The organism is Pseudoduganella violaceinigra DSM 15887, assembly GCF_000425385.1.
Lineage (GTDB): Bacteria > Pseudomonadota > Gammaproteobacteria > Burkholderiales > Burkholderiaceae_D > Rugamonas > Rugamonas violaceinigra.
Window position 1 is genome coordinate 91122 of sequence record NZ_KE384359.1, and the last position, 22219, is coordinate 113340.

The window sequence follows — 22219 nt, forward strand, 5'->3', positions numbered from 1 at the left end:
CTTGCGAAGTTTTTTAGAACCCGCGCTCTACACCCCCTGTCCGGCTAAGATTGCCTATGATCAATGTTTTCGTTTTACAAAATGGCCGGCTCAACCAGGTGCCCATTGAGACGCGCGAAGACCTTGAGCAAGCGGCGCCGGTCTGGGTCGACCTGACCGATCCGACAGAAGACGAGCGCGCCTGGGTCAAGTCCATCTATGGCGTGATCCTGCCCGGCGAAGACGAAGTCAAGGACATCGAAGCCTCGGCCCGCTACTACGAGGCGGAAAACGGCGACCTCCACCTGCGTACCGATTTCCTGCTGGAAGAGGATGAAGGTCCGTCGCGCGTGGTCACGGTGGCCTTCATCCTGGCCAAGAAAATGCTGTTCTCGGTCCACACCGACGACTTGCCGGTATTCCGCCTGGTGCGCATGCGCGCCCGTTCGCGTCCCGGCTCGATTGCCGATTACATGGATGTGCTGCTGGACCTGTACGCCACCGACGCCGAGTACTCGGCGGATGCGCTGGAAGGCATCTACCTGAAGCTGGAAGAAGTCTCGGGCCGCGTGCTGCAGGAAGAATTCACCGACCGGGACGCGGCCGATGCCCTGAGCGCCATCGCCCATGAGGAAGACTTGAACGGCCGTATCCGCCGCAATATGATGGACACGCGCCGCGCGGTATCCTTCCTGATGCGCGGCCGCCTGCTGAATTCGGACCAGTTCGAGGAAGCGCGCCAGATCCTGCGCGACATCGAATCGCTGGATGGCCACACATCTTTCCTGTTTGATAAGATCAACTTCCTGATGGATGCCACCGTCGGCTTCATCAACATCAACCAGAATAAGATCATCAAGATCTTCTCGGTGGCGTCGGTCGCCTTCCTGCCGCCGACCCTGATCGCCTCGGTGTACGGCATGAACTTCGATTTCATCCCCGAACTGAAATGGCAGCTTGGTTATCCCTGGGCCTGGGGCCTGATGATCGTCAGCGCTGCCGCCCCGTTGATGTATTTCCGCCGCCGCGGGTGGTTGCGTTGACACTCGGCAACATATTTATTTGCTAAGCTCCATTTGTGCTGGGTAAAATTCTGCCGCAACTCCCGGTTGCGATGAGTTTAATGGCACGAAAGGGCTGAGATGAAATTCCGTTTTGGGCTGGTGGTCGCTGCTGCAGCGGCGCTCCTGGCCGGCTGCGCCAGCGCCCCGCCGCAGGCGCCCGTATCGATGGGCTTCCGGACGTTCGCCACACCGGGCCTGCGTATCGGTGTGGCGATGAGCAAGCTGCCCACGGTCGACACCAGTTTCCCCGGCGCCGCATGGCCGCTGTCGCACGCCGCCGCCGCCGTGGCGAACGCTTCGCTGACGGCCCATACCCGGACTTTGCCGGCTGACGACCTGGCCCGCCTGAAGGGCGACATCGCCCAGGCGCTGAAACGGAAGGGCCAGGTCCCCGTGGTGATCGACGAGCCGATCGCGGTGGAACAGCTGCCGGAAGCGAGCAGCCCGGCGCGCAATGCCGCACGCAGGGATTACACCGCGTTCCAGGCGCGCTACCAGCTCGACAAGCTGCTGGTGCTGGAGCTGACGGAAGTGGGCATCACCCGCCCCTATTCCTCCTACGTGCCGACCGGCGAGCCCAAGGGGATCGTGAGCGGCGTGGTGTACATCGTCAACTTCAAGGACAATTCCTACGACTGGTATTTGCCGGTGTTGGGGCAAAAGAGCGCGCTCGGTAACTGGGATGAGCCGCCGGCGTTCCCCGGCTTGAGCAATGCCTATTTCCAGGCAGTGGAGGAGGCCCGCCAGGCCATCCTGCGGCCGCTGGCGAAATAATGCCACGCCGTCAACTGATTGCGCTGGCCGCGCTGCTGGCTTGCATGCCCATGACAAAATCGGCCGAAACGGCGCCGGGTGATGCCGCCTGGGCGCTGAGTCTGCCCGCCAGGGAAAAAGTGGTCTTCCATGGCCAGGTCAATTTCGACAAGGCGGGGCAGGGGCCCGGCACCATGCTGTACCCGGTGCCCGGGCTGGCTGGCTTTGTCGTTGCCCTGGCGACGCACGCCCTGGTGGTCAACGGCCTGCGGCAAGAAGAGCGCAGCGAGATTGAAAGCGCCGCCGACCGGATCTTGCTGCCGTTCCGCAAGACGCTGGCCACCTTCAACCATGGCGAACTGGCGGAACGGGCGTTCCCGGTGGAGGCGGGCGTGCGCCTGCTGGACGGCGATGCCAGAACGCCGGCGGGCATGCGCATTGCAAGTGCACCGGTTTTCTACATGACGCAGGACCAGAGCGCGCTGATCGTCGACAATACCGTGTCCGTGTTCCAGGCCGGCAGCAAGCGGCCGGTGTATACCAATACGGTGCGGGTCGTCTCGCGCGCCGTGGAAGTTGAAAACGAGGCCATCTACTGGCAACGCAACCGGGGCCAGCGTCTGCGGGAGGCGAGCGCCGCGCTGTTCCGCGAGTCCGTCGAGATCGCGCGTGCCGATGCGTTGGCGCCAATGGCGACGCTTGCCGGCGCCCAGCAGACTTTCCGCTACCTGGAAGGGAAGACGGAAGCGATCGAACGTGCCGAGCCGATCAGCGAGTTCTGCGGCCGTGCCCTGGTCAGGAACTTGCGCGGATGGCTGATGTCGGTCCCGGTCAAGCGCGCGTCGCCCGCACCGGGATGCGACGCTGCCGGGCTGCAGGCGCAGCAATAAAAAGCGCTGCGCCCCGCGCGCCGACGCAGCAAGTACGCAACAGTTTTGTAACCAAAAGGTTCGGTCCCGCCGCAGTCCTGTGGCCGGCCAAACCTGCACGCGTCGTGCCGGTGAGCGAATGTGCTTGTCAATCAACTATTTCAATAGTACCGCGCTTGACACGAACGTATCGGCGTCACATTCTTCCATTTTACAATTCACATTTCGGGAGGGTGCATGGCAGCGGTTGTTTTGTCTCCGTCCTCCCAGGCAATGCTGGCCTTGCGCAGCCAGGTGATTGACGCCTGGTGCCAGGCCGTTAGAGCGACCCTGGGCAAGGCGGGCGCGCTGCCCGATCCCATCCTGCTGAATACCTTGCCGGTCTTCTACGAGCACCTGGCGCGCCTGCTGACGCAGGAGTATTACCAGGCCAGCGGCGTCGACGTGGCGCTGACGGCCCAGGAACACGGCGGCGAACGGGCGCGCCTGAGCGGCTACGACGCTCCCACCCTGATCCGCGAGTACCAGCTGTTCCGGCAGGTGCTGTTCAATAGCCTGCACCAGGCCGGCCTGCAGCTGACCCACGAGCAGCGCGAAGCGATCAGTACCTCGATCGACAGCGCCATCCGCGAAAGCGTGACCGCGTTCGCCCTGATCCAGTCGGCCTTGCGCGAACAGTTCATCGCCGCCCTCACGCATGACTTGCGCACGCCGCTGTCGACGCTCAGCATGGCGGCGCAAGTGATCGAGACGCGGGCCCCGAGCGACGACATCCGCCAGCTGGCCGAGCGCATCGTCGTCAATGCGCAGCGTATCGAGGCGATGACGCGCGACCTGCTCGATAGCATGGTGTTCGAAGGCGGCCAGCGCCTGCCGCTGAATATCGAGGAATTCGACCTGGCGTTGCTGGCGTACGAGGTGGGGCAGCAGGCGCGCGATCGCAGTGGGGTGGAGGTGCGGGTCGAATTCGAGTCCGCCGTCGGCCACTGGTGCCGGACATCGCTGCAGCGCGCGCTGGAAAACCTGCTGGGCAATGCCATCAAATACCGGGCGCCGGGCACGCCGGTGCTGGTGCGGGTGGGCGGCGACGAGTGCCGCGTGCAACTGTCGGTGCATAATGAAGGCGAGCCGATCCCGGCGGAGGAGCTGGAATCGATCTTTCAGGTGTACCGCCGCGCGCGCGTCGGCAAGTCCAGCAAGGACGGCTGGGGCGTCGGCCTGCCGTATGCACGCCGCGTCGCGGAAAGCCACGGCGGCAGCATCATCGTCACCAGTTCGGCCCCGCTGGGCACGACCTTCCTGATCGACATCCCGATGGACGCGCGGCCGTTCGCCAACGCCCCGGTCGCGCCATAGGCTGCTGGATGAAATAGCGCGCTGAGTATAGAATCCCCGGCACCATTATCATTTTGTCCAAAGGGGAGCCGGGTGAAGCGCATCTGGAATCTGCTCGTACGCGTCGGCGCCGCCATGTTCGGCAGCTTGTCCTGGTCTCCTCCGGCATGGATGCACAGCGCCGGGCAGCGCCTTCTGCCGCTGCGCTCCTGGGCCGGGCGCCACCGGCGCGTGCTGGCGGCGCTGGCGGTGCTGATGGTGGCCGGCCTGGCCGCCTACCCCTTGGTCAAGAGCCGCATGCCTTATATCAAGCCGGACAAGCTCGCCTCCAGCGAGGCCGGGGTGCGCATCATTGCGCCGGGCCGCACGGAACTGGAAAACGACGGCCTGCCGCAGGCGCTGCGCATCGAATTCAGCGCTTCCGCCGCGCCCCTGGCGCGGGTCGGGCGCGAGGCGGGCGACATCCAGCTGTCGCCGGCGATCGCCGGCAAGTGGACCTGGAACAGCGACCATGAACTGTCCTTCCAGCCGGCCCAGGACTGGCCGGTGGGACAGACGTTTACGATCCGCTTCGGCGCCAAAGCGCTGGCGCCGCAGGTCAAGGCGAACAAGGAATATGCGTTCGAAACCGCGCGCTTTGCCGTCACCGTCGCCAATGCCGAGTTTTACCAGGACCCGACCCAGTTCAACCTGCGCAAAGGCGTGTTCGAAGTGAAGTTCACGCACCCGGTGGTGCCGGCCGACTTCGAAAAACGCCTGCGCATGGACCTCGATGGCAAGCCGGCCAGGTTCACCCTCACCTACGACAAGTGGAAGGTGGGCGCCACCATCCAGTCCGAGCCGCTTGCCATCCCCCAGGAGACGGCGGCGCTCACCCTGCATATCGAGGCCGGACTGAAGGCCCAGCGCGGCGGCGACGGCACGCCCGAGGAGGTGAGCAAGGCGGTCGCCGTGCCCGGCCTGTTCGGGCTGGAGATCCAGGCGATCGAGACGCAAATCGTCACCGGCCAGAGCGGCGACATGGAAAACGTCCTGCGCATCACCACCGGCATGGCGGTCAATGAGAAGGAGGCGGGGCGCATGGTCAGCGCCTGGGCGCTGCCGGCGGCCACCAATGAGGCCAAGGCCTGGGACGATCCGGCCGACGTCACCGACGCCGTGCTGCAAAAGGCCAAGCGCCTGGCGCTGCCGGCCTTGCCGCAGGAGCGCGACAACACCGAGGTGCACGCCTTCAAGTTCGAGGCCGATCCGGGCAGCTTCATCTTCGTGCGCATCGCCAAGGGGATGAAGTCGGTGGGCGGCTACCAGCTGGGCCAGAAGCGCGAAGCGATCCTGCAGGTAAAGGCTTCCGCGCCCGAATTGTCCATCATGGGCACGGGCGCGCTGCTGGCGCTGAACGGCGAGCGCAAATTGCCGATCATGGTGCGCGATATCCCGGGCGTGAAGATCGAGATCGGCCGCGTGCTGCCGCACCAGCTGCATTTCCTGGCCACGCACGCCGAGGGCAACTACGCCAACCCGCAGTTCTACCGCGGCGTGACGCCGGACAGCCTGACCGAACGGTTCGAGAAGAAGCTGCCCTTGAAGCTGGCGCCCGGCAAGACGCATTTCGAGACCATCGACTTTTCCGAATACCTGAAAACCGAGGGCAGCGAGCGGCGCGGCATTTTCCTGGTCAAGATCCAGGGCTACGACCCCGCCAGCGATGCCGCCGCCGCGCCGCCCAGCCCGCAGCAGGGCGGGGGCGAAGGCGAAGGCGAGGGCGAGGGCCAGGAGCAGTACAGCGGCGACGCGGGTGCGCTGGCGGACAGCCGCCTGATCATGCTGACCGACCTGGGCCTGGTCAGCAAGCGCGCCGTGGACGGCGCGCAGCAGGTCTACGTCCAGTCCATCAGCAGCGGCGCGCCGGTGGCGGGGGCCACGGTCGAAGTCTGGGGGCGCAACGGCCTGATCTTGCACACGCAGGCAAGCGACGCCGGCGGCGTGGTGCGCCTGCCCGACCTGCGCGGCTACACGCGCGAGAAGCAGGCGGTATTGCTGGTGGTGAAGAAGGCGGGGGACACGGCCTTCATGGCGCTCAACCGCAACGACCGCGCGCTCGACATGTCGCGCTTCGACGTCGGCGGCACCCACAGCGGCGGCCTGCCGAACCAGATGCGCGCCTACCTGTTCTCGGACCGCGGCATCTACCGTCCCGGCGACACCATCCAGGCCGGCATCATCGTCAAGAGCGGCGACTGGAGCCAGAACCTGAAGGACTTGCCGGTGGAAGCCGAAGTGGTCGATGCGCGCGGCCAGACCGTGCGGCGCGAAATGCTCAAGCTGGGCCCGGCCGGCATGGCGGAGCTCGCGCACCCCACGCTCGATAGCGCGCCGACCGGCAATTACACGATTTACCTGAATTTGCCGCGCGACGGTGCGCAGGGCGAGCCGGTGCGCCTTGGCGCGACCACCGTCAAGGTGCAGGAATTCCTGCCCGACCGCACCAAGGTCGCGCTCAAGCTGTCGGCCGCTGCCGGCGAGGGCTGGGTCAGCCCGCAGTCGCTGACGGCGCAGATGACTGTGCAGAACCTGTTCGGCACGCCGGCGCCCAACCGCAAGGTGGAGGCGGTGGTGACGCTGACGCCGGCCTACCCGGCCTTCGCTTCCTGGCCCGGTTATAGTTTCTACGACCCGCAGCGCGCCAAGGAGCGCTTCACCGATACCATCGCGGACCAGAAGACCGACGAGCAGGGCGATGTCAGCTTCGACCTCGGGCTGCACCGCTACCAGTCGGCCACCTACCAGCTGCATGTGCTGGCCAGGGCTTTCGAGCCGGAGGGCGGCCGCAGCGTCAGCGCCGAGGTACAGTCCCTGGTCTCCGACGCGCCCTACCTGGTCGGCTACAAGGCCGACGGCGACTTGAATTACATCAGCCGCGGCGCGGCGCGCGGCGTGCACCTGATCGCGATCGATCCGAAGGCGCGCAAGACCGCTGTCGCCGGGCTGACGCTGGAACGCTATGAAAACCGCGTGCTGTCGGTGCTGGTCAAGCAGTCCAACGGCTTGTTCAAGTACGAGTCGCGCGGCAAGGACGTGCTGCTCAAGAGCGAGCCCTTTGCCATCGGGGCCGGTGGTGCGCAACTGGCGCCGGCGACCGATACGCCGGGCAACTTCACCTATGTGCTGAAGAACGCCCAGGGCGCGGCGCTGGCCCAGTTCCGCTACAGCGTGGCTGGCAGCGGCAATGTGACGCGCAGCCTGGACCGCAACGCCGAGTTGCAGCTGACGCTGAACAAGAAGGATTACCAGCCCGGCGAAGAGATCGAGATCAGCGTGCGCGCGCCCTACACCGGGGCCGGCCTGATCACCATCGAGCGCGACAAGGTGTACGCCTCGAAATGGTTCAAGGCCGACCAGAACGCCTCGGTGCAGAAGATCACGCTGCCCAAGGACTATGACGGCAACGGCTATGTGATGGTGCAGTTCACGCGCGCCCCGTCCTCCGACGAGATTTACATGAGTCCCCTGAGCTATGGCGTGGCGCCCTTTGCCACCAGCCTGGAACGGCGCACGACGAAAATCGCGCTGAAGGCGCCGGAGCTGGTCAAGCCCGGGCAGACCGTGCAATTCCACCTCGATGCGCCCAAGCCGGTGCGCGCCGTGGTGTTCGCCGTGGATGAAGGCATCCTGCAGGTGGCGCGCTACCAGGCGCCCAATCCGCTGCAGTACTTCTTCCAGAAGCGCGCCCTGGAAGTGACGACGGCGCAGACGCTGGACCAGATCCTGCCCGAGTTCCGCAAGCTGATGCAGGGGGCCGCGCCGGGCGGCGATGCCGACGGCGAGGCGGGCAAGCATCTGAATCCCTTCAAGCGCAAGCGCGACAAGCCGGTGGCCTACTGGTCGGGCATCGTCGACGTCAAGGGCGGCCGCGATTTCAGCTACACGGTGCCGGACTATTTCAACGGCAGCCTGCGCGTGATGGCGGTGGCGGTGGACGACAGCTCGGCCGCCGCGGCCAGCGCCAGGACCACGGTGCGCGGCGACATCGTGCTGCTGCCCAATGTGCCGGTGGCGCTGACCCCGGGCGACGAGGCCGAGGTGGGGATCGGCGTGGCCAACAATATCAAGGGCTCGGGCAAGGGGGCGCCGGTGGCGCTGACCTTGCAGGTGGCGCCGGCGCTGGAAGTGCTCGGCAAGGCCCAGGTGACGCTGGCCATCAATGAAGGCGGCGAAGCCACGGCGCGCTTCCGCGTGCGCGCCCGCAGCGGCGCCCAGGCGCAGCTGGGATCGGCCGGCGTGGTGTTCAGCGCCCAGTACCAGGAGCGCAAGGCGAAGCTGGCGACCGATCTGTCGGTGCGGCCGGCCTCGGCCCTGGTGACCCTGGTGCAGACGGGCCGCTTCAAGGGCGGCGGCGAGATCGCGACGCAGGGGCAGTTCTATCCGCAGATGCAGCGCAGCGAGCTGTCGGTCTCGGCCACGCCGTGGTCGCTGGCCTCGGGCATGCTGCGCTACCTGCAGGACTACCCCTACGGCTGCACCGAGCAGATGATCAGCCAGATGACGCCGGCAGTGCTGCTGGCCAATCGTCCCGATATCGCCAGGGAGCTGCAGGCGGCGCGGGCCGGCAGCGGCGCGGTACCCGATCCGAAGAAGGCCTTCGAGCGCATGCTCACCGTGCTGCGCGCGCGCCAGACCGGCGACGGCGGCTTCGGCCTGTATGCGCCGGGCGAGTCGGCCCACCCGTTTGCCACCGTGTACGCGGCGCAGCTGCTGCTGGATGCGCGCGAACACAAGATGCCGGTGCCGGAAGACTTGCTGGCGCGTTCGCTGGGCTGGCTGCAGAACTACGCCGCGCAGGGCGGCGGCGAGCGCTACGGCTGGCGCTGGCGTACCCAGGCCGCCTACCTGCTGACGCGCAGCGGGGCGGTGACCACGGCGGCGCTGGTGAACCTGCGCGGCGCCACGCCCAAGGATGCGCGCGGCGCGGCGGCAAGCGAGACCGACCTGGGCAATGCCTACCTGGCGGCCAGCTACCAGATCCTCAAGCAGGACCAGGTGGCGCGCCAGCTGCTCGACCCCTTGTGGAAGGATTTGCTGGCGCGCCTGGCGAAGAAGGATGAATTCAAGAGCTGGGGCTGGTATTACGATTCGCTGGTGCACGACGCCACCCTGGTGACCCTGGTGGCGCGCCATTTCCCGAACCGGCTCAGGGACTTGCCGCCGGAGGCGTTCGAGCGCATGGCCGCCTGGCTCAGCGAAGGCTGGTACAGCAGCCTGTCGGCGGCCGCCGTGGTGACGGCGGTGGACGCCTACAGCAACGCCGCCGCCAGCGGCGCCGCCGGCGCCATCACGGCCAGGGCGGTCGACCGCCAGGGCAAGGAAAAGGCGCTGGAACTGGGCGCCCTGAACGTGATCGCCAGGACGGCGGTGCCGGCCGATGCCGCCAGGCTGAAGATCGGCAGCAGCGGCGGCCTGCCCTTGTACTATGCGCTGGCGGAAACCGGCTTTGAGCGCAACGTCCCTGCCACGGCGGCCTCCAACGGCATCGAGATCATCCGCGAATTCGTCGACGCCGCCGGCAAGCCCCTGGCCGAAGCCACGCTGGGCGACGAGGTGACAGTGCGGGTGCGCGTGCGCGCCGTCGGCCGCAGCGAAGTGCAGCAGGTGGCGCTGGTGGACGTGCTGCCGGGCGGTCTGGAGCCGGTCCTGAGCAGCCCCTCGGAGGAAGACTCCGACGCGCCGCTGTGGCAGCGCCGGGTCGGCACCAAGGGCTGGAGCTGGAATGTCGATTACGTCGATCTGCGCGAAGACCGCGTCATCATCTTCGGCAATGTGGGCAGCCACCAGACCGAAATCACCTACAAGGTGCGCGCCACCAATGTCGGCGAGTTCGTGGTGCCGGGCGCCTACGGCGAGGCGATGTACGAGCGCAAGGTGTTCGGCCGCTCGGCCGGCTCGAAGCTCGTGATACGGGACCGTCAATAATGCTGCCGGGCCTGCGCACCCTGGCCGGCCGCTGGCGCGGGATGGCCGGTCTGGCCGGCCTGGCCGCCGTCGCTGCGCTGGCCCTGCTGCTGGTGCGCGCCTGGCCGCACGCGCCTTTGCTGGCGGGCCAGGCCTGGTCGCACGCCGTGCAGGCCAGCGGCGGCGAGCTGCTGCGCCTGACGCTGGCGGCGGACGAGCAGTTCCGCCTGCCGCTGCGGCTCGATGAGATGCCGGCGGCGCTGCCCGAATCGGTGCTGCTGTACGAAGACCGCTGGTTCTACTGGCACCCCGGCGTCAATCCGCTGGCGCTGCTGCGCAGTGCCTGGGCCAGCGCCACCGGTGCGCGCCGCCAGGGCGGCTCCACCATCAGCATGCAGCTGGCGCGCCGCCTGTACCGCATCGACAGCCGCAGCGTGGGCGGCAAGCTGCGCCAGGCCGCCGCCGCGCTCTGGCTCGAAGCGCGCTACGGCAAGCGCGAGATCCTGGAAGCCTATCTCAACCTCGCGCCCTACGGCGGCAATGTGGAAGGGGTCGGGGCGGCCAGCCTGGTCTACTTCCGCAAGAGCGCCGCCAGGCTGGTGCTGCCGGAAATCCTGGCGCTGGCGGTGATTCCGCAGAACCCGCGCCAGCGGCTGGCCGGTGCCGCGGCGCCGCAAGCGTTGCACGCCGCCCGCGCGCGCCTGTGGCAGCGCTGGCAGGCGCGCCATCCGGACGACCGCCGCTGGCAGGCCGACATGCAACTGGCCCTGCGCACCGAAGGCCGGGCCACCCTGCCTTTCCTGGCGCCGCACCTGGTCGACCTGCTGCTGCATGCCCAGCAGCAGGCAATGGAGACGCAAGGGGTCATCGATTCCAGCCTGGATCTGCGCGTCCAGCGCGTGCTGGAGCGCGTGATCGGCGGCTACCTGCGAACGCGGGCGGACAGCGGCGTGGTCAATGCCAGCGCCATGCTGGTCGACACCGCGACCATGCAGGTGCGGGCGCTGGTGGGCTCGGCCGACTACGGCAACGCGGCGATCGCCGGCCAGGTCAACGGCACGCTGGGGCGGCGCTCGCCCGGCTCGACCCTCAAGCCCTTCATCTACGGCCTGGCGCTGGACCAGGGCCTGCTGCATCCGAAAACCGTGCTGCGCGATACGCCCTCCGCCTTCGGCGCCTTCACGCCGGAGAATTTCGACGGCCGCTTCGCCGGCCCGCTGACGGCGGAAGACGCGTTGATCCGCAGCCGCAATGTGCCGGCCGTCGCCGTGGCGGCCCGGCTCGCGCGCCCCGACTTGTACGACTTCCTGCAGCAGGCCGGCGTGGCCCATCTGGACAGCCGCGAACACTATGGCCTGGCCCTGGTGCTGGGCGGCGGCGAGGTCTCGATGGAGGAGCTGGTGCAGATGTATGCCATGCTGGCCAACGGCGGGCAGTGGCGCCCGCTGACCTACCGCGGCACGGCGGCGCCGGCCCAGCAGCGCCCCCTGCTCAGCGAGGAGGCGGCCTATATCACGCTCGCGATGCTGCGCCGCAATCCCCGCCCCGACACGGCGGCGCCGGGCCAGCCGGCCATCGCCTGGAAGACCGGCACCTCCTGGGGCTTCCGCGACGCCTGGACGGCGGGCGTGTTTGGCCGCTACGCGCTGGCGGTCTGGCTTGGCAATTTCGACGGCGCCGGCAACCCGGCCCTGGTCGGCGTCGACATGGCCGCGCCGCTGTTCCTGCGCATTGTCGACGCCCTGCGCGCGGAGCGCCTCGACCCCGGCCCCGTGCCGCGCGAACTGCCGCCCGACCTGCGCCTGGTGGAAGTATGCGCCGCCAGCGGCGACCTGCCGGACCAGGCCTGCCCGCGCCTGGTGCAATCCTGGTTCATCGCCGGCAAATCGCCGATCAAGCGCAGCACGCTGCACCGCCAGGTCTGGATCGACCAGGACAAGGGCACGCTGGCCTGCCGGCCGGGGCCGAACACGGTGGCTAAAACGGTCGAAGCCTGGGGGTCGGACGTGCAGCAGCTGATGCGCCAGGCCGGGCTGCCCCTGCGCGACAGCGGCGCCTGCGGCGAGACCGGCGGCGACAGCGCGCCGCGCATCCTGCAGCCGCTGCGCGGGGTGCGCCATATCGTCCGGACGGCGCACCCGGAGCCGATCCTGCTGGTGGCGCAGGCGGCCGGCGGGGTGCGTAAACTGTTCTGGTTTGTCGACGGCGCCCTGGTGGGGCGCGCCGCGCCTGGCGCGGCGCTGGCCTGGCAGCCGTCCGGGCCCGGCCACCATACGGTGCGGGTGGCCGACGGCGACGGCCGCGCCGATGCGCGCGACATCGATATCGACCTGGTGCCCTAGCTCCGTCGCTTCGAGATAGAAGCTAAAAGCTAGCAGCCGGGGCTTCTTATGTGAGCGTCGCGAAGACTTTTTTCGCGGCGGCGATGGTGGCGTCGATCACCTCGTCGCTATGCTGGGCGCTGACGAAACCGGCCTCGAAGGCGGCCGGCGCGAAGTACACGCCTTCATCCAGCATCTGGTGGAAGAAGCGGTTGAACTTCTCGCGGTCGCCGGCCATCATTTCAGCGTAGTTGTTGGGCGGATTGGCGCTGAAATAGAGGCCGAACATGCCGCCTTCGGCGTCGGCGCAGAAGGTCACGCCGGCCTCCCTGGCGGCGGCGGTCAGGCCGTCGGCCAGGCGGCGCGCGCTGCGGGCCAGGCCTTCGTAGAAGCCGGGCTGCTGGATCAGCTTCAAGGTGGCCATGCCGGCCGCCACGGCGACCGGGTTGCCGGACAGGGTGCCGGCCTGGTACACGGCGCCCACCGGCGACATGTGCGACATCAGCGCTTTCGAGCCGCCGAAGGCCGCCACCGGCAGGCCGCCGCCGATCACCTTGCCCAGCGCGGTCAGGTCCGGCTTGATGCCGTACAGCTCCTGGGCGCCGCCCAGGCCGACACGGAAGCCGCACATGACTTCATCGAAGATCAGGATGGCGCCGTGCGCGGTGCACAGCTCGCGCAGCGCGCCCAGGAAGGCCGGCGTGCCCTTGATCAGGTTCATATTGCCGGCCACCGGTTCCACGATGACGCAGGCGATCTCGGCGCCGTATTCGGCGAAGGCGGCGCGGATGGCGTCCACATTGTTGTAGTCCAGCACCAGGGTGTGCTTGACGAAATCTTCCGGCACGCCGGCCGACGTCGGGTTGCCGAAGGTGAGCAGGCCGCTGCCGGCTTTCACCAGCAGGGAGTCGGCGTGGCCGTGGTAGCAGCCTTCGAACTTGACGATCTTGTCGCGGCCGGTGGCGCCGCGCGCCAGGCGCAGGGCGCTCATGGTCGCTTCCGTGCCGGAGGAAACCAGGCGCACCTGTTCGATCGAGGGCAGCAGGCGGCAGATTTCCTCGGCCATCTCGATTTCCGCTTCGGTCGGGGCGCCGAAGGACAGGCCGCGCGTGGCCGCCTGCTGCACCGCCTGCACCACGTCGGGGTGGGCGTGGCCGACGATGGCCGGGCCCCAGGAGCCGATGTAGTCGATATAGCGCTTGCCGTCCGCATCCCAGAAGTAGGGGCCTGCGGCACGGGTGATGAAGCGCGGCGTGCCGCCCACCGAACGGAAGGCGCGCACCGGCGAGTTGACGCCGCCCGGGGTGGATTGCTGGGCGCGTTCGAACAGGCTGTCGTTTTTCGAAGTAGTCATGGTTGGAAGAAGCGATTGGGGACGAAGCGGCCCATGCCGTAGCGCTGGGCATGGAGCAGGGACAGGTAGGTGTAGTGTTCGGCGCGCTCCACCGCGTCCGGCACGGTCATGCCGTGCGCCAGGTAGCCGGCGATGGCAGCCGACAAGGTGCCGCCGGCGCCGACGAAAGGCCCCGGCAGGTGCTGCCACTTGTCATGGCGCAGCACCCCCTCGCCGCTGTACAGGGTGTTGGCGCGCTGGCCGCCGCCGGCGTTGGTGCCCGTCACCAGCACATATTCGCAGCCGAGGGCGATCAGGTGCTCGGCGTCGTCGGCCATGGTTTCGCCGTTGCCCAGTTCGCGCCAGGTTTCGGCCAGGCGCGCCAGCTCCACTTCGGACAGCATCAGCAAGGTGCCCTGCGGCACCAGCAACTGGCGCAGCACGGTCAGGAATTCTTCCGGGTCGTCTTCGTCGCCCGGCGCCGGCAGCTGGCTGCCGAAGGGGTCGAGCACGAGCGGCGCGTCAGGGTAGTCGGAAACGATTTCGGCCAGGGTGGAGACGTGCTCCAGGTGGTCCAGGGCGCCGATCTTGAAGGCTTGCACCGGCACGTCTTCCAGCACCATGCGGGCCTGGTCGGCCACCCAGTCGGGATCGACATGCTGCTGCTCTTCGACGCGCGCGCTGTCGCCCACCAGCAGGGCGGTGGTGGCGGTCAGGCCGTGGCAGCCCAGGGCGTGGAAGACGGCCAGGTCGGCATGCACGCCGACCGCGCCGACCGGGTCGGCGACGCCAAAGGTCAGGATCAAGGGAGATGTTTGGTTTTGCACGGCGGGTAGATTAAGATACCTAATTCAGCATTTTACTTTATTAGAGGGTGACTCAACGTGAGCAGCATTGAACCAAGCCAGGAATTCCAAAGCTGGATGTGCCTGATCTGCGGCTGGATTTATGACGAAGCCGCCGGCTTGCCGGAAGAAGGCATCGCCCCAGGCACCCGCTGGGCCGATGTACCGATGAACTGGACCTGTCCGGAGTGCGGCGCCCGCAAGGATGATTTCGAAATGGTAGCAATCTGATAGCAAACAATGGCAGGCGGCTATTACATCCCATGCAATTGAGTTAATTTCCGCTCAATTAATGTTTCCAAGTAGTTAAATAAATAAGTGTTTCTTTTCAGCAGCAGGTTGAGCCACAGACCTGCGCCCTGTGCTATCGTAGCGGTACTATAGGGTGATTACATTTGAAATGACGACTACACCACAAGGAACCGGACTGAAAATCATGGTGATTGACGATAGCAGCACCATTCGTCGGTCGGCCGAAATTTTCCTGACCCAAGCGGGTTACCAGGTGGTATTGGCCGAGGATGGCTTCGATGCGCTGGCCAAGATCAACGACCAGCAGCCGGCGCTGATCTTCTGCGATATCCTGATGCCGCGCCTGGATGGCTACCAGACTTGCGCCCTGATCAAGAAGAGCGCCAAGTTCCACACCACGCCGGTGCTGATGCTCTCCTCCAAGGATGGCCTGTTTGACCGCGCGCGCGGTGCCATGGTCGGTTCGGCCGCCTACCTGACCAAACCCTTTACCAAAGACAGTCTGTTGGCAGCGGTGCGCGAGCACACCGCTGCCAGCGCGTGAAAACATCGTATTACAGAGGCATAGCATGGCAATTCAACGAATCCTGATCGTAGACGACTCGCCTACCGAGCGCTACTACCTGACCGATATCCTGGTGCGCAGCGGGTTTACCGTTTCCACCGCAGAAAACGGCGAAGAAGCCTTCGCCAAGATCAAGGCGGACAAGCCGCAACTGATCCTGATGGATGTGGTGATGCCTGGCCAGAACGGCTTCCAGGTCACCCGCGCCATCGCCAAGGATCCGGAGCTGCAGGACGTGCCGGTGATCATCTGCTCGTCCAAAAACCAGGAAACAGACCGCATCTGGGGCATCCGCCAGGGCGCCAAGGATTACCTGGTGAAGCCAGTCGACGCGGCCGAGCTGTTGGCCAAGATCGCGGCGCTCGGTTAACCGATGGCGACCGATCAGCAGGCGCCGACGGGCGCAGAACGCCGCAGCCGCTTGCGGCAGTACCAAGTCACGTTGCTGGAGCGCATGCAGGCCGCCAGGGCCGGCACGGGCAATGCCGGCCGCGAGCTGGGCGTGCTGCTGGGCGGCCGCCGCTGCCTGCTGGATCTGACGCAGGTGGGTGAAATCGTGCCTTTCCAGTCGGTGACGGCGGTGCCGTTGTCGCAGGACTGGTACCGCGGACTGGCGAACATCCGCGGCAACCTGGTCGGGGTGGTAGACCTGGCGCGCTACTTGGGCGATGCCGGCACGCCGCCGGGCCCGGACAGCCGCCTGATAACGTTTGCGACGCATCTGGGCTTCAATTGCGCAATCCTGGTCGGCCGCGTGCTGGGCCTGCGCAACCTGGATGAGATGGCTGAGCAGCCATCGGACAGCGGGCAGCCTGCCTGGGGCGGCCAGCAATTCCAAGACCGCGAAACGCAGCAATGGACCAGGTTGGACCTGGCCGAGCTGGTGCGTGATGCACGGTTCCTGCAAATCGGCCTGTAATTCGCGTACCGCCAACCGGGCGGGCGCCACCAAATCGAAAGTTATCGGGGGATGTAGTAATGGCATTTAAATTGTTCTCGCGCTCCGCGCCAGAGGCTAGCGTCGAGCTGGCTTCCAATTCGGAGTTTTCCAGTTTCACCAATTCGGCCTACGAAGGCACGCCTGCCAATGAAACGGCCGCCGAGCCGGTCACGGCCGATTTCACCGCTGGCGAAGCGTCGCCGGAGGGCGCGCGCGGCCTCGGCCTGATGCAGCGCCTGGGCCTGAGCAGCGTCGGCGAAGCGGCGGCCAACGTCAAGCTGCCGCTGATCGGCCACCTGCCGAGCGCGCGCCAGCTGAGCGTGCTGTCCACCACCCTGGGTGTGTCGATTCTGCTGTCGGTGGTGTTCGTGGCATGGAACGCGTACAACAGCGGCGTGGCCTCGACCCGTACCCAGATCGCCTCGGACGTGCTGATGCACTCCCAGCGTATCGGTAAGGCGGCGCCAAACGCGATTAAGGGCAATAAGGATGCCACCGTCCAGCTGGAAGACAGCCGTAGCGAACTGAACCGCGCCCTGCTGGCCCTGGCCGAGGGCGGCCGCTACGCCGGCCACTCGGTGCTGTCGGCGCCGGGCAATGTGCTGCCGGTACTGAACGAGGCGCGCAAGAAGTGGACCGCGTCCGACAAGGCCGCGGCCACCATCGCCAAATACAAGTGGGACTTGGCCGGTCTGGACGAGACCTTGCAGAAACTGAACGCCATGTCGCCGGACCTGCTGTCGCTGACCGAGGAAGTCGCGGGCGCGCGCCTGAAGCAGGGCGGCAGCGCCAAGGAACTGGCGGCGCTGGGCAAGCTGGGCATGCTGACCCAGCGGATGAGCCGTAGCGCCTCGGCCTTCCTGACCGAAGGCGGCGTGTCCTCCTCCGAAACCGCGTTCCAGCTGGGACGCGACGCCACCGTGTTCCGCCAGACCGTGGAAGGCTTCCTGGGCGGCAGCGATACGCTCGGCCTGCCGGCCGTGAAGGACGGCGAAACGCGTGAAAACCTGCAAGCGCTGAAAAAGGGCTTCGAGGACTACGACAAGCTGGTCAAGTTCATTCTGGACCGTCTGGAAAAATTCTCCGCCGCCAAGAGCGCGGAACGACTGCTGTTCGCCGAAAACGAACAAGTGCGTGCCAGCTTCGCGACCCTGCAGACCAAGCTGCGCGAGCAGCAGGACTCGCTGGGCGTGGCGTTCTGGCTGATGGTGGTGGGCCTGGTGCTGACCCTGCTCTCCGCCGCGGCGATCGGCCGCGTGCTGCTGCTCGATTCCCAGAACCGGGGCCGCGCTTCCGAGCGCCGCCGCCAGGAAGCGGAAGCGATGCGTCTGAAGGCGCAGCAGCAGGAAGAGGAAACCAAGGCCATTAACGAGCAGAACCAGGCCGCAATTTTGCGCCTGATGAACGAACTGCAAGAAGTGGCGGACGGTGACTTGACCGTGCAGGCCACCGTGTCGGAAGACATTACCGGTGCGATTGCCGACTCGGTGAACTATACCGTGGAAGAGCTGCGCGGCCTGGTGGGCCGTGTGACGGTGACGGCGGAGCAGGTGACGTCCGCGTCGACCCACGCGCAAGGCATTTCCAATGACCTGCTGAGCGCATCGGCGGCACAGTCGAAGGAAATTCAGGAAGCATCCAACACCGTTGTGAAGATGGCCAACGAGATTACCGACGTGTCGCGTAGCGCGGCCGAATCGGCGGACGTTGCGCGTCAGTCGGTTAATGCGGCGCGCCAGGGCGCGACGGCGGTGCAGAACGCGATCAAGGGTATGGACGAGATCCGCGAACAGATCCAGGAAACCTCGAAGCGCATTAAGCGACTGGGTGAATCCTCGCAGGAGATTGGTGAAATTACCGAGCTGATTTCCGACATTACCGAACAGACCAACGTGCTGGCGCTGAACGCGGCGATCCAGGCGGCCTCGGCGGGTGAAGCCGGCCGCGGCTTCTCGGTGGTTGCGGAAGAGGTGCAGCGACTGGCGGAACGTTCCGCGGAAGCGGCCAAGCAGATCGGTGCGCTGGTGAAGACCATTCAGACCGACACCCACGACGCGGTGGCCGCTATGGAAAAATCGACCCAGGGTGTGGTGGAAGGTGCCAAACTGTCCGACGCGGCCGGTTCCGCACTGCAGGACATTTCCCAGGTTTCGGACCGTCTGGCGGAGCTGATTCAGGGCATTTCCTACGCGACCGGTACGCAGGCGACGTCGGCGAACGGCGTGGCGCATAACATGCAGCACATCCTGCAGGTGACCCAGCAAACCCAGGAAGGTACCCAGCAAACCGCAATCTCGGTGCGCAAACTGACCTCCCTGGCGCAGGAGTTGAAGAACTCCGTGTCGCGATTCCGTGTTGGCGCCTGATTAGTGCTCCAAGTTGTCTGCTTAATTTATTGAATCTATGAGCAAACCTGATCTTTCGTTCACCGCTTTGCCGCAATACGATACCGGACCGCTGTCCTGGGTCATGGGTGAAATCCGCGAAGCGCTGGCCCGTTCCCGCACCGCCTTGTTTGAAGCCGGCGGTCGTGATCCGGAAGATCAGACCACCGCGCTGATGCACGCCAAGACCCACCTGCACCAGGCGCACGGCGCCCTGCAGATGGTCGACGTGGACGGTGTGGCGCTGCTGACGCAACTGGCGGAAGTGGTGCTGGACCGCATGCGCGACGGCACCCTGAAATGCACGCCGGACCATGTCCAGCTGCTGGCCAATATGTACCAGGCGCTGGTGGAGTTCCTGGAGGAGCTGCTGGCCGGTGCGCCGTTCCAGCCGGTCCGCCTGTTCCCGTTCTTCCGCGACATCCAGGACCTGCTGGGCATCGACCGGGTGCACCCGGCCGACCTGTTCTTCCCGGACGTGTCGCACGTGCCGGAACTGCCGGCCGCCATGCCTACGGCCGGGCTGCCGGCCGGAGAGCCGGACTACAAGGCCCTGCGCCAGCGTTTCGAGCGCGCCCTGCTGCCTTACCTGAAAGCGGCTGACGCCGGCAGCCAGGCGATCCACGCGGCGGCGCTGCAGGCAGCCATCACCGACGTCGCCGACCAGCAGCGCGACTATAAGGCGCGGGTATTCTGGCGCGCCATGCAGGCCTTCGCCGAGCTGGTGGTGGGCGGCCAGCAGGAAAGCAACCGCTACGTCAAGCAGTTGTTCGGCCTGATCAACCTGCAGCTGCGCCGCCTGTCGGCCGGCTCGCCGGATTTGCCGGACAATGTGCTGCGCGAAGCGCTGTTCTTCATCGCTTCGGCCGAGCCGGAAACCATGCCGCCGCTGGCGCGCCAGCTGCGTGCCGGCTATGCGCTGGAAGGCATGGTGCCGCATGATTTCGAGACGCGCCGCTACGGCCGCATCGACGACCATTCGCTGGCCTCCGCGCGCGACGGCATCGCCCACGCGCGCGCCGTCTGGCAGCGCATGGAGCAGAGCGAAAACAATGCGGACCTGGAGAATGACTTCGGCCAATCTTTGGCCAAGGTCGCCGCCGCCAGCGAAATGCTGGGACTGGGCGCCCTGGCGGCGCTGCTGCGCCAGCTGGCCGATACCGCGCGCAATACCGCCGGCGCGCGCCGCAGCGAAGCGCTGGGCCTGGAAATGGTGACGGCGCTGCTGTTCGCCGAACACGGCATTGCCCAGATCCGCCACCTGCCGGACGATTTCAATGCCCACGCCGATACCATCGCCGCGCGCCTGCAAGCCTTGCAGGCCGGCGGCGCCGTGCCGCAGCCGGCACAGTGGCAGGGCAGCCTGGCGCGCCAGCTGCACGAAGAGGACACCATCGTCGCCCTGGCCCAGGAAATGAAGACCGGCCTGCGCCAGATCGAGAAGGTGCTGGACGAGTATTACAACGACCCGGCGCACCGCGCCGAACTGGCCGACCTGGACAAGGTGCTGCACCAGCTGCACGGCGCCTGCGCCATCCTGGACCAGGACGACGCCATGAACGCCGCGGCCCACGTGCGCATCGAGATCGGCCGCCTGGCTTCCACCCAGTCCGATTCCGCGCATGAAGCCAAGTCACTGGACGAAATCGCGCAGAACGTCGGCGCGCTGGGCTTCTTCGTCGACATGCTGGCCCAGAATCCGGATGGTGCGCGCGAGCGCTTCACCTTCGACCCGGAGCACGGCACCTTCCGTGCGGTTCCATTCAAGAAGATCTCCGGTCCCGAATCGATCCCGGTGCTGGAAGAAGCACTGCCGGAGCCGGAAGCGGCACCCGAGCCGGTGCTGACCGCGCCCGTGCCCGAAGCCGGCGCCGCCGGCGACGAGCAGGTCGAAGCCGAACTGCTGGAAATCTTCATCGGCGAAGCCCAGGAAGTGCTGGCCTTCGTGCGCGAAACCCTGGCACGCCCGCACGCAGAAATCTCCAGCCTGGATACGCTGACCATGCTGCGCCGCTCGTTCCACACGCTGAAGGGCAGCAGCCGCATGGTGGGCCTGAACCGCTTCGGCGATGCCGGCCATGCGATCGAAAAGGTGATGAACATGTGGCTGGCGGAAGAGCGCCGCGCCAATGAGCACTTGTTCGGCCTGCTCGGCTACGCCAGCGAGGAAATGTCGGTCTGGGTCGACGAACTGGCCAGCACCGGTACGTCGGCGCGCCAGGAGCAGCCGATCATCGATGCCGCCACGCGCGTGCAGGATGGCGGCGCCTTCGAGCGCCCTGCCGCCGTTGCGCCTGCCGCCGCCGAACCGCCGGCCGCTGTCGCGCCGCCGGCCGTGGAACCGGTCGCCGAAGCGCCCGCCGCCGTCGAGGAAATCATTGTTGCCAGCGTGCCGGCCGAGGCCGACGCCGCATTCGACTTCGACCTGCCGGGCATCGAGGAAGCCAGCGCCGATGCGCTGGCCGTGGCCGAAGTCGATTTCGCCGACCTGGACCTGCCAGTCGCCCCAAGCGCCGAGCTGCCCTTGCTCGACGCGCTGGAAACGGCACCGGCCGCCGAACTGAATCTGGCCCCGGTGGACGAGGTGGAACCGGCAGCGCGTGCCACCAACGTCATTGATTTCCCGAGCGCCACCGCGCCTGCCGCGCCAGAGCTGCCGGCCGAAGACAATATGAAGTTCGTCGGTGGCCTGGCGATCCCGCTGCCGCTGTACAACATCTACATGGCGGAGACCGATGAACTGGTCCGCCTGCTGTCGCGCGATTTTGGCGAATGGCGCCACGAACAACGTCCGGTCAATCCGGAAGGGCTGCAAGCGGTGCACACCTTGACCGGCACCTCCGGTACGGTGGGCTTCAAGCCGCTGCGCGAGCTGTCCTATGCGCTGGAAACCACGCTGCAGCAGCTGCAGCCGCCGGCGCCGCACCTGGACGCCTCCCAGCACGACCTGTTCGACTTTGCGATCGAGCGCGTGCGCCAGATGCTGCAAAGCTTCGCCACCGGCGAACTGCCGCCGGACCAGCCGGAGCTGATCGAAGCGCTGCACAAGCTGCGCGACGTACTGGCGCATCCGCCGGAAACCAGCCATGCGCTGGACCAGCGTCTGGAAGAAATCGTCGCGCAACCGGAAGCGGGGCAGCTGGAAGCGCGCCTCGACAACCTGTTCAGCGATACCTATCACAGCCTGGTCGCCGAGCCACCGGCCGAGCCGGCGCATGCCGCCGCGCCGCAGCCGGAAGTGGTGGCCCAGGACGGCAACATCGACAACCTGTTCGAAGCGGCTTTCGATGACGCATTGGACCTGCCGGAACTGACGCTGGCCGCCCCTGCCGCCGAACCGCTGCACCTGGTGCCGCCGGTCGCTGCCGAGGCCGCACCTGCGACCGAAGAAGAAATCCTGGCGTTCATCCCGGCTCTGCCTGAACCGGAGATCGAAGCGATCGCACCGGCCGCCGTTGAACCGGAAATCGAAGCCTTTGCCCCGGCTGCTGTTGAACCGGAAATTGAAGCCTTCGTTCCGGCCGCCGTTGAACCGGAAATTGAAGCCTTCGTCCCTGTTGCCGTCGAACCGGAAATTGAAGCCTTCGCTCCGGCCGCTGTTGAACCGGAAATCGAAGCCTTCGCTCCGGCTGC

At 66.6% G+C, this 22219-nt stretch carries 14 protein-coding genes; 12 read left to right on the forward strand and 2 right to left on the reverse strand.

Translation table 11 applies throughout. From position 1 onward, the window contains the following. Nucleotides 1-56: 56 nt before the first annotated feature. The 6 genes from corA to pbpC all read left to right on the forward strand — a co-directional run bounded on the left by corA (nt 57) and on the right by pbpC (nt 12288). Nucleotides 57-1022: a magnesium/cobalt transporter CorA gene (corA, locus tag H597_RS0125330; protein WP_028104571.1), complete on the forward strand. Its 966-nt coding sequence runs from the start codon at nt 57-59 to the stop codon at nt 1020-1022. 99 nt (nt 1023-1121) lie between these two features. Then, nucleotides 1122-1817 (forward strand): hypothetical protein, encoded by a 696-nt coding sequence (locus H597_RS0125335; RefSeq protein WP_051294109.1) that lies wholly within the window; start codon nt 1122-1124, stop codon nt 1815-1817. After that, nucleotides 1817-2686, forward strand: coding sequence for a hypothetical protein (locus H597_RS32470; protein ID WP_051294110.1), 870 nt, complete (start codon nt 1817-1819; stop codon nt 2684-2686). The genes H597_RS0125335 and H597_RS32470 overlap by 1 nt, the downstream gene beginning before the upstream one ends. A gap of 216 nt (nt 2687-2902) precedes the next feature. Further along, complete coding sequence (locus H597_RS0125345; protein ID WP_083941282.1) at nt 2903-4021, forward strand: sensor histidine kinase; 1119 nt, start codon at nt 2903-2905, stop codon at nt 4019-4021. Between the two features lie 72 nt (nt 4022-4093). Further along, on the forward strand, nt 4094-9967 hold the full coding sequence (locus H597_RS0125350; protein WP_028104574.1) for an alpha-2-macroglobulin family protein: 5874 nt from the start codon (nt 4094-4096) through the stop codon (nt 9965-9967). Beyond that, nucleotides 9967-12288, forward strand: coding sequence for a penicillin-binding protein 1C (gene pbpC, locus H597_RS0125355; RefSeq protein ID WP_028104575.1), 2322 nt, complete (start codon nt 9967-9969; stop codon nt 12286-12288). Before H597_RS0125350 ends, pbpC begins: the two co-directional genes overlap by 1 nt. Nucleotides 12289-12334: 46 nt before the next feature. On the opposite strand, the gene hemL is transcribed toward pbpC, so the two are convergent. Then, nucleotides 12335-13621, reverse strand: a complete 1287-nt coding sequence (hemL, locus tag H597_RS0125360) for a glutamate-1-semialdehyde 2,1-aminomutase (protein WP_028104576.1) — start codon at nt 13619-13621, stop codon at nt 12335-12337. Continuing rightward, nucleotides 13618-14427: a bifunctional hydroxymethylpyrimidine kinase/phosphomethylpyrimidine kinase gene (gene thiD, locus H597_RS0125365; protein ID WP_028104577.1), complete on the reverse strand. Its 810-nt coding sequence runs from the start codon at nt 14425-14427 to the stop codon at nt 13618-13620. The genes hemL and thiD overlap by 4 nt, the downstream gene beginning before the upstream one ends. Before the next feature lie 96 nt (nt 14428-14523). Here thiD and H597_RS0125370 point away from each other — a divergent pair, with 96 nt between their 5' ends. The 6 genes from H597_RS0125370 to H597_RS35420 form a co-directional block, all read left to right on the forward strand. After that, nucleotides 14524-14676 (forward strand): rubredoxin, encoded by a 153-nt coding sequence (locus H597_RS0125370; RefSeq protein WP_028104578.1) that lies wholly within the window; start codon nt 14524-14526, stop codon nt 14674-14676. Between the two features lie 169 nt (nt 14677-14845). Next, nucleotides 14846-15241 carry a response regulator gene (locus H597_RS0125375; RefSeq protein WP_028104579.1) on the forward strand — a complete coding sequence of 132 codons (396 nt, stop codon included), beginning with the start codon at nt 14846-14848 and terminating at the stop codon, nt 15239-15241. A 25-nt stretch (nt 15242-15266) separates the two neighbouring features. Next, nucleotides 15267-15632 carry a response regulator transcription factor gene (locus tag H597_RS0125380; protein ID WP_028104580.1) on the forward strand — a complete coding sequence of 122 codons (366 nt, stop codon included), beginning with the start codon at nt 15267-15269 and terminating at the stop codon, nt 15630-15632. Between the two features lie 3 nt (nt 15633-15635). Further along, nucleotides 15636-16181: a chemotaxis protein CheW gene (locus H597_RS0125385; RefSeq protein ID WP_028104581.1), complete on the forward strand. Its 546-nt coding sequence runs from the start codon at nt 15636-15638 to the stop codon at nt 16179-16181. Between the two features lie 59 nt (nt 16182-16240). Continuing rightward, nucleotides 16241-18568 (forward strand): methyl-accepting chemotaxis protein, encoded by a 2328-nt coding sequence (locus H597_RS0125390; protein ID WP_028104582.1) that lies wholly within the window; start codon nt 16241-16243, stop codon nt 18566-18568. 37 nt (nt 18569-18605) lie between these two features. Next, on the forward strand, nt 18606-22219 hold a 3614-nt coding region (locus tag H597_RS35420), incomplete at its 3' end, for a FimL-related protein (RefSeq protein WP_211232083.1).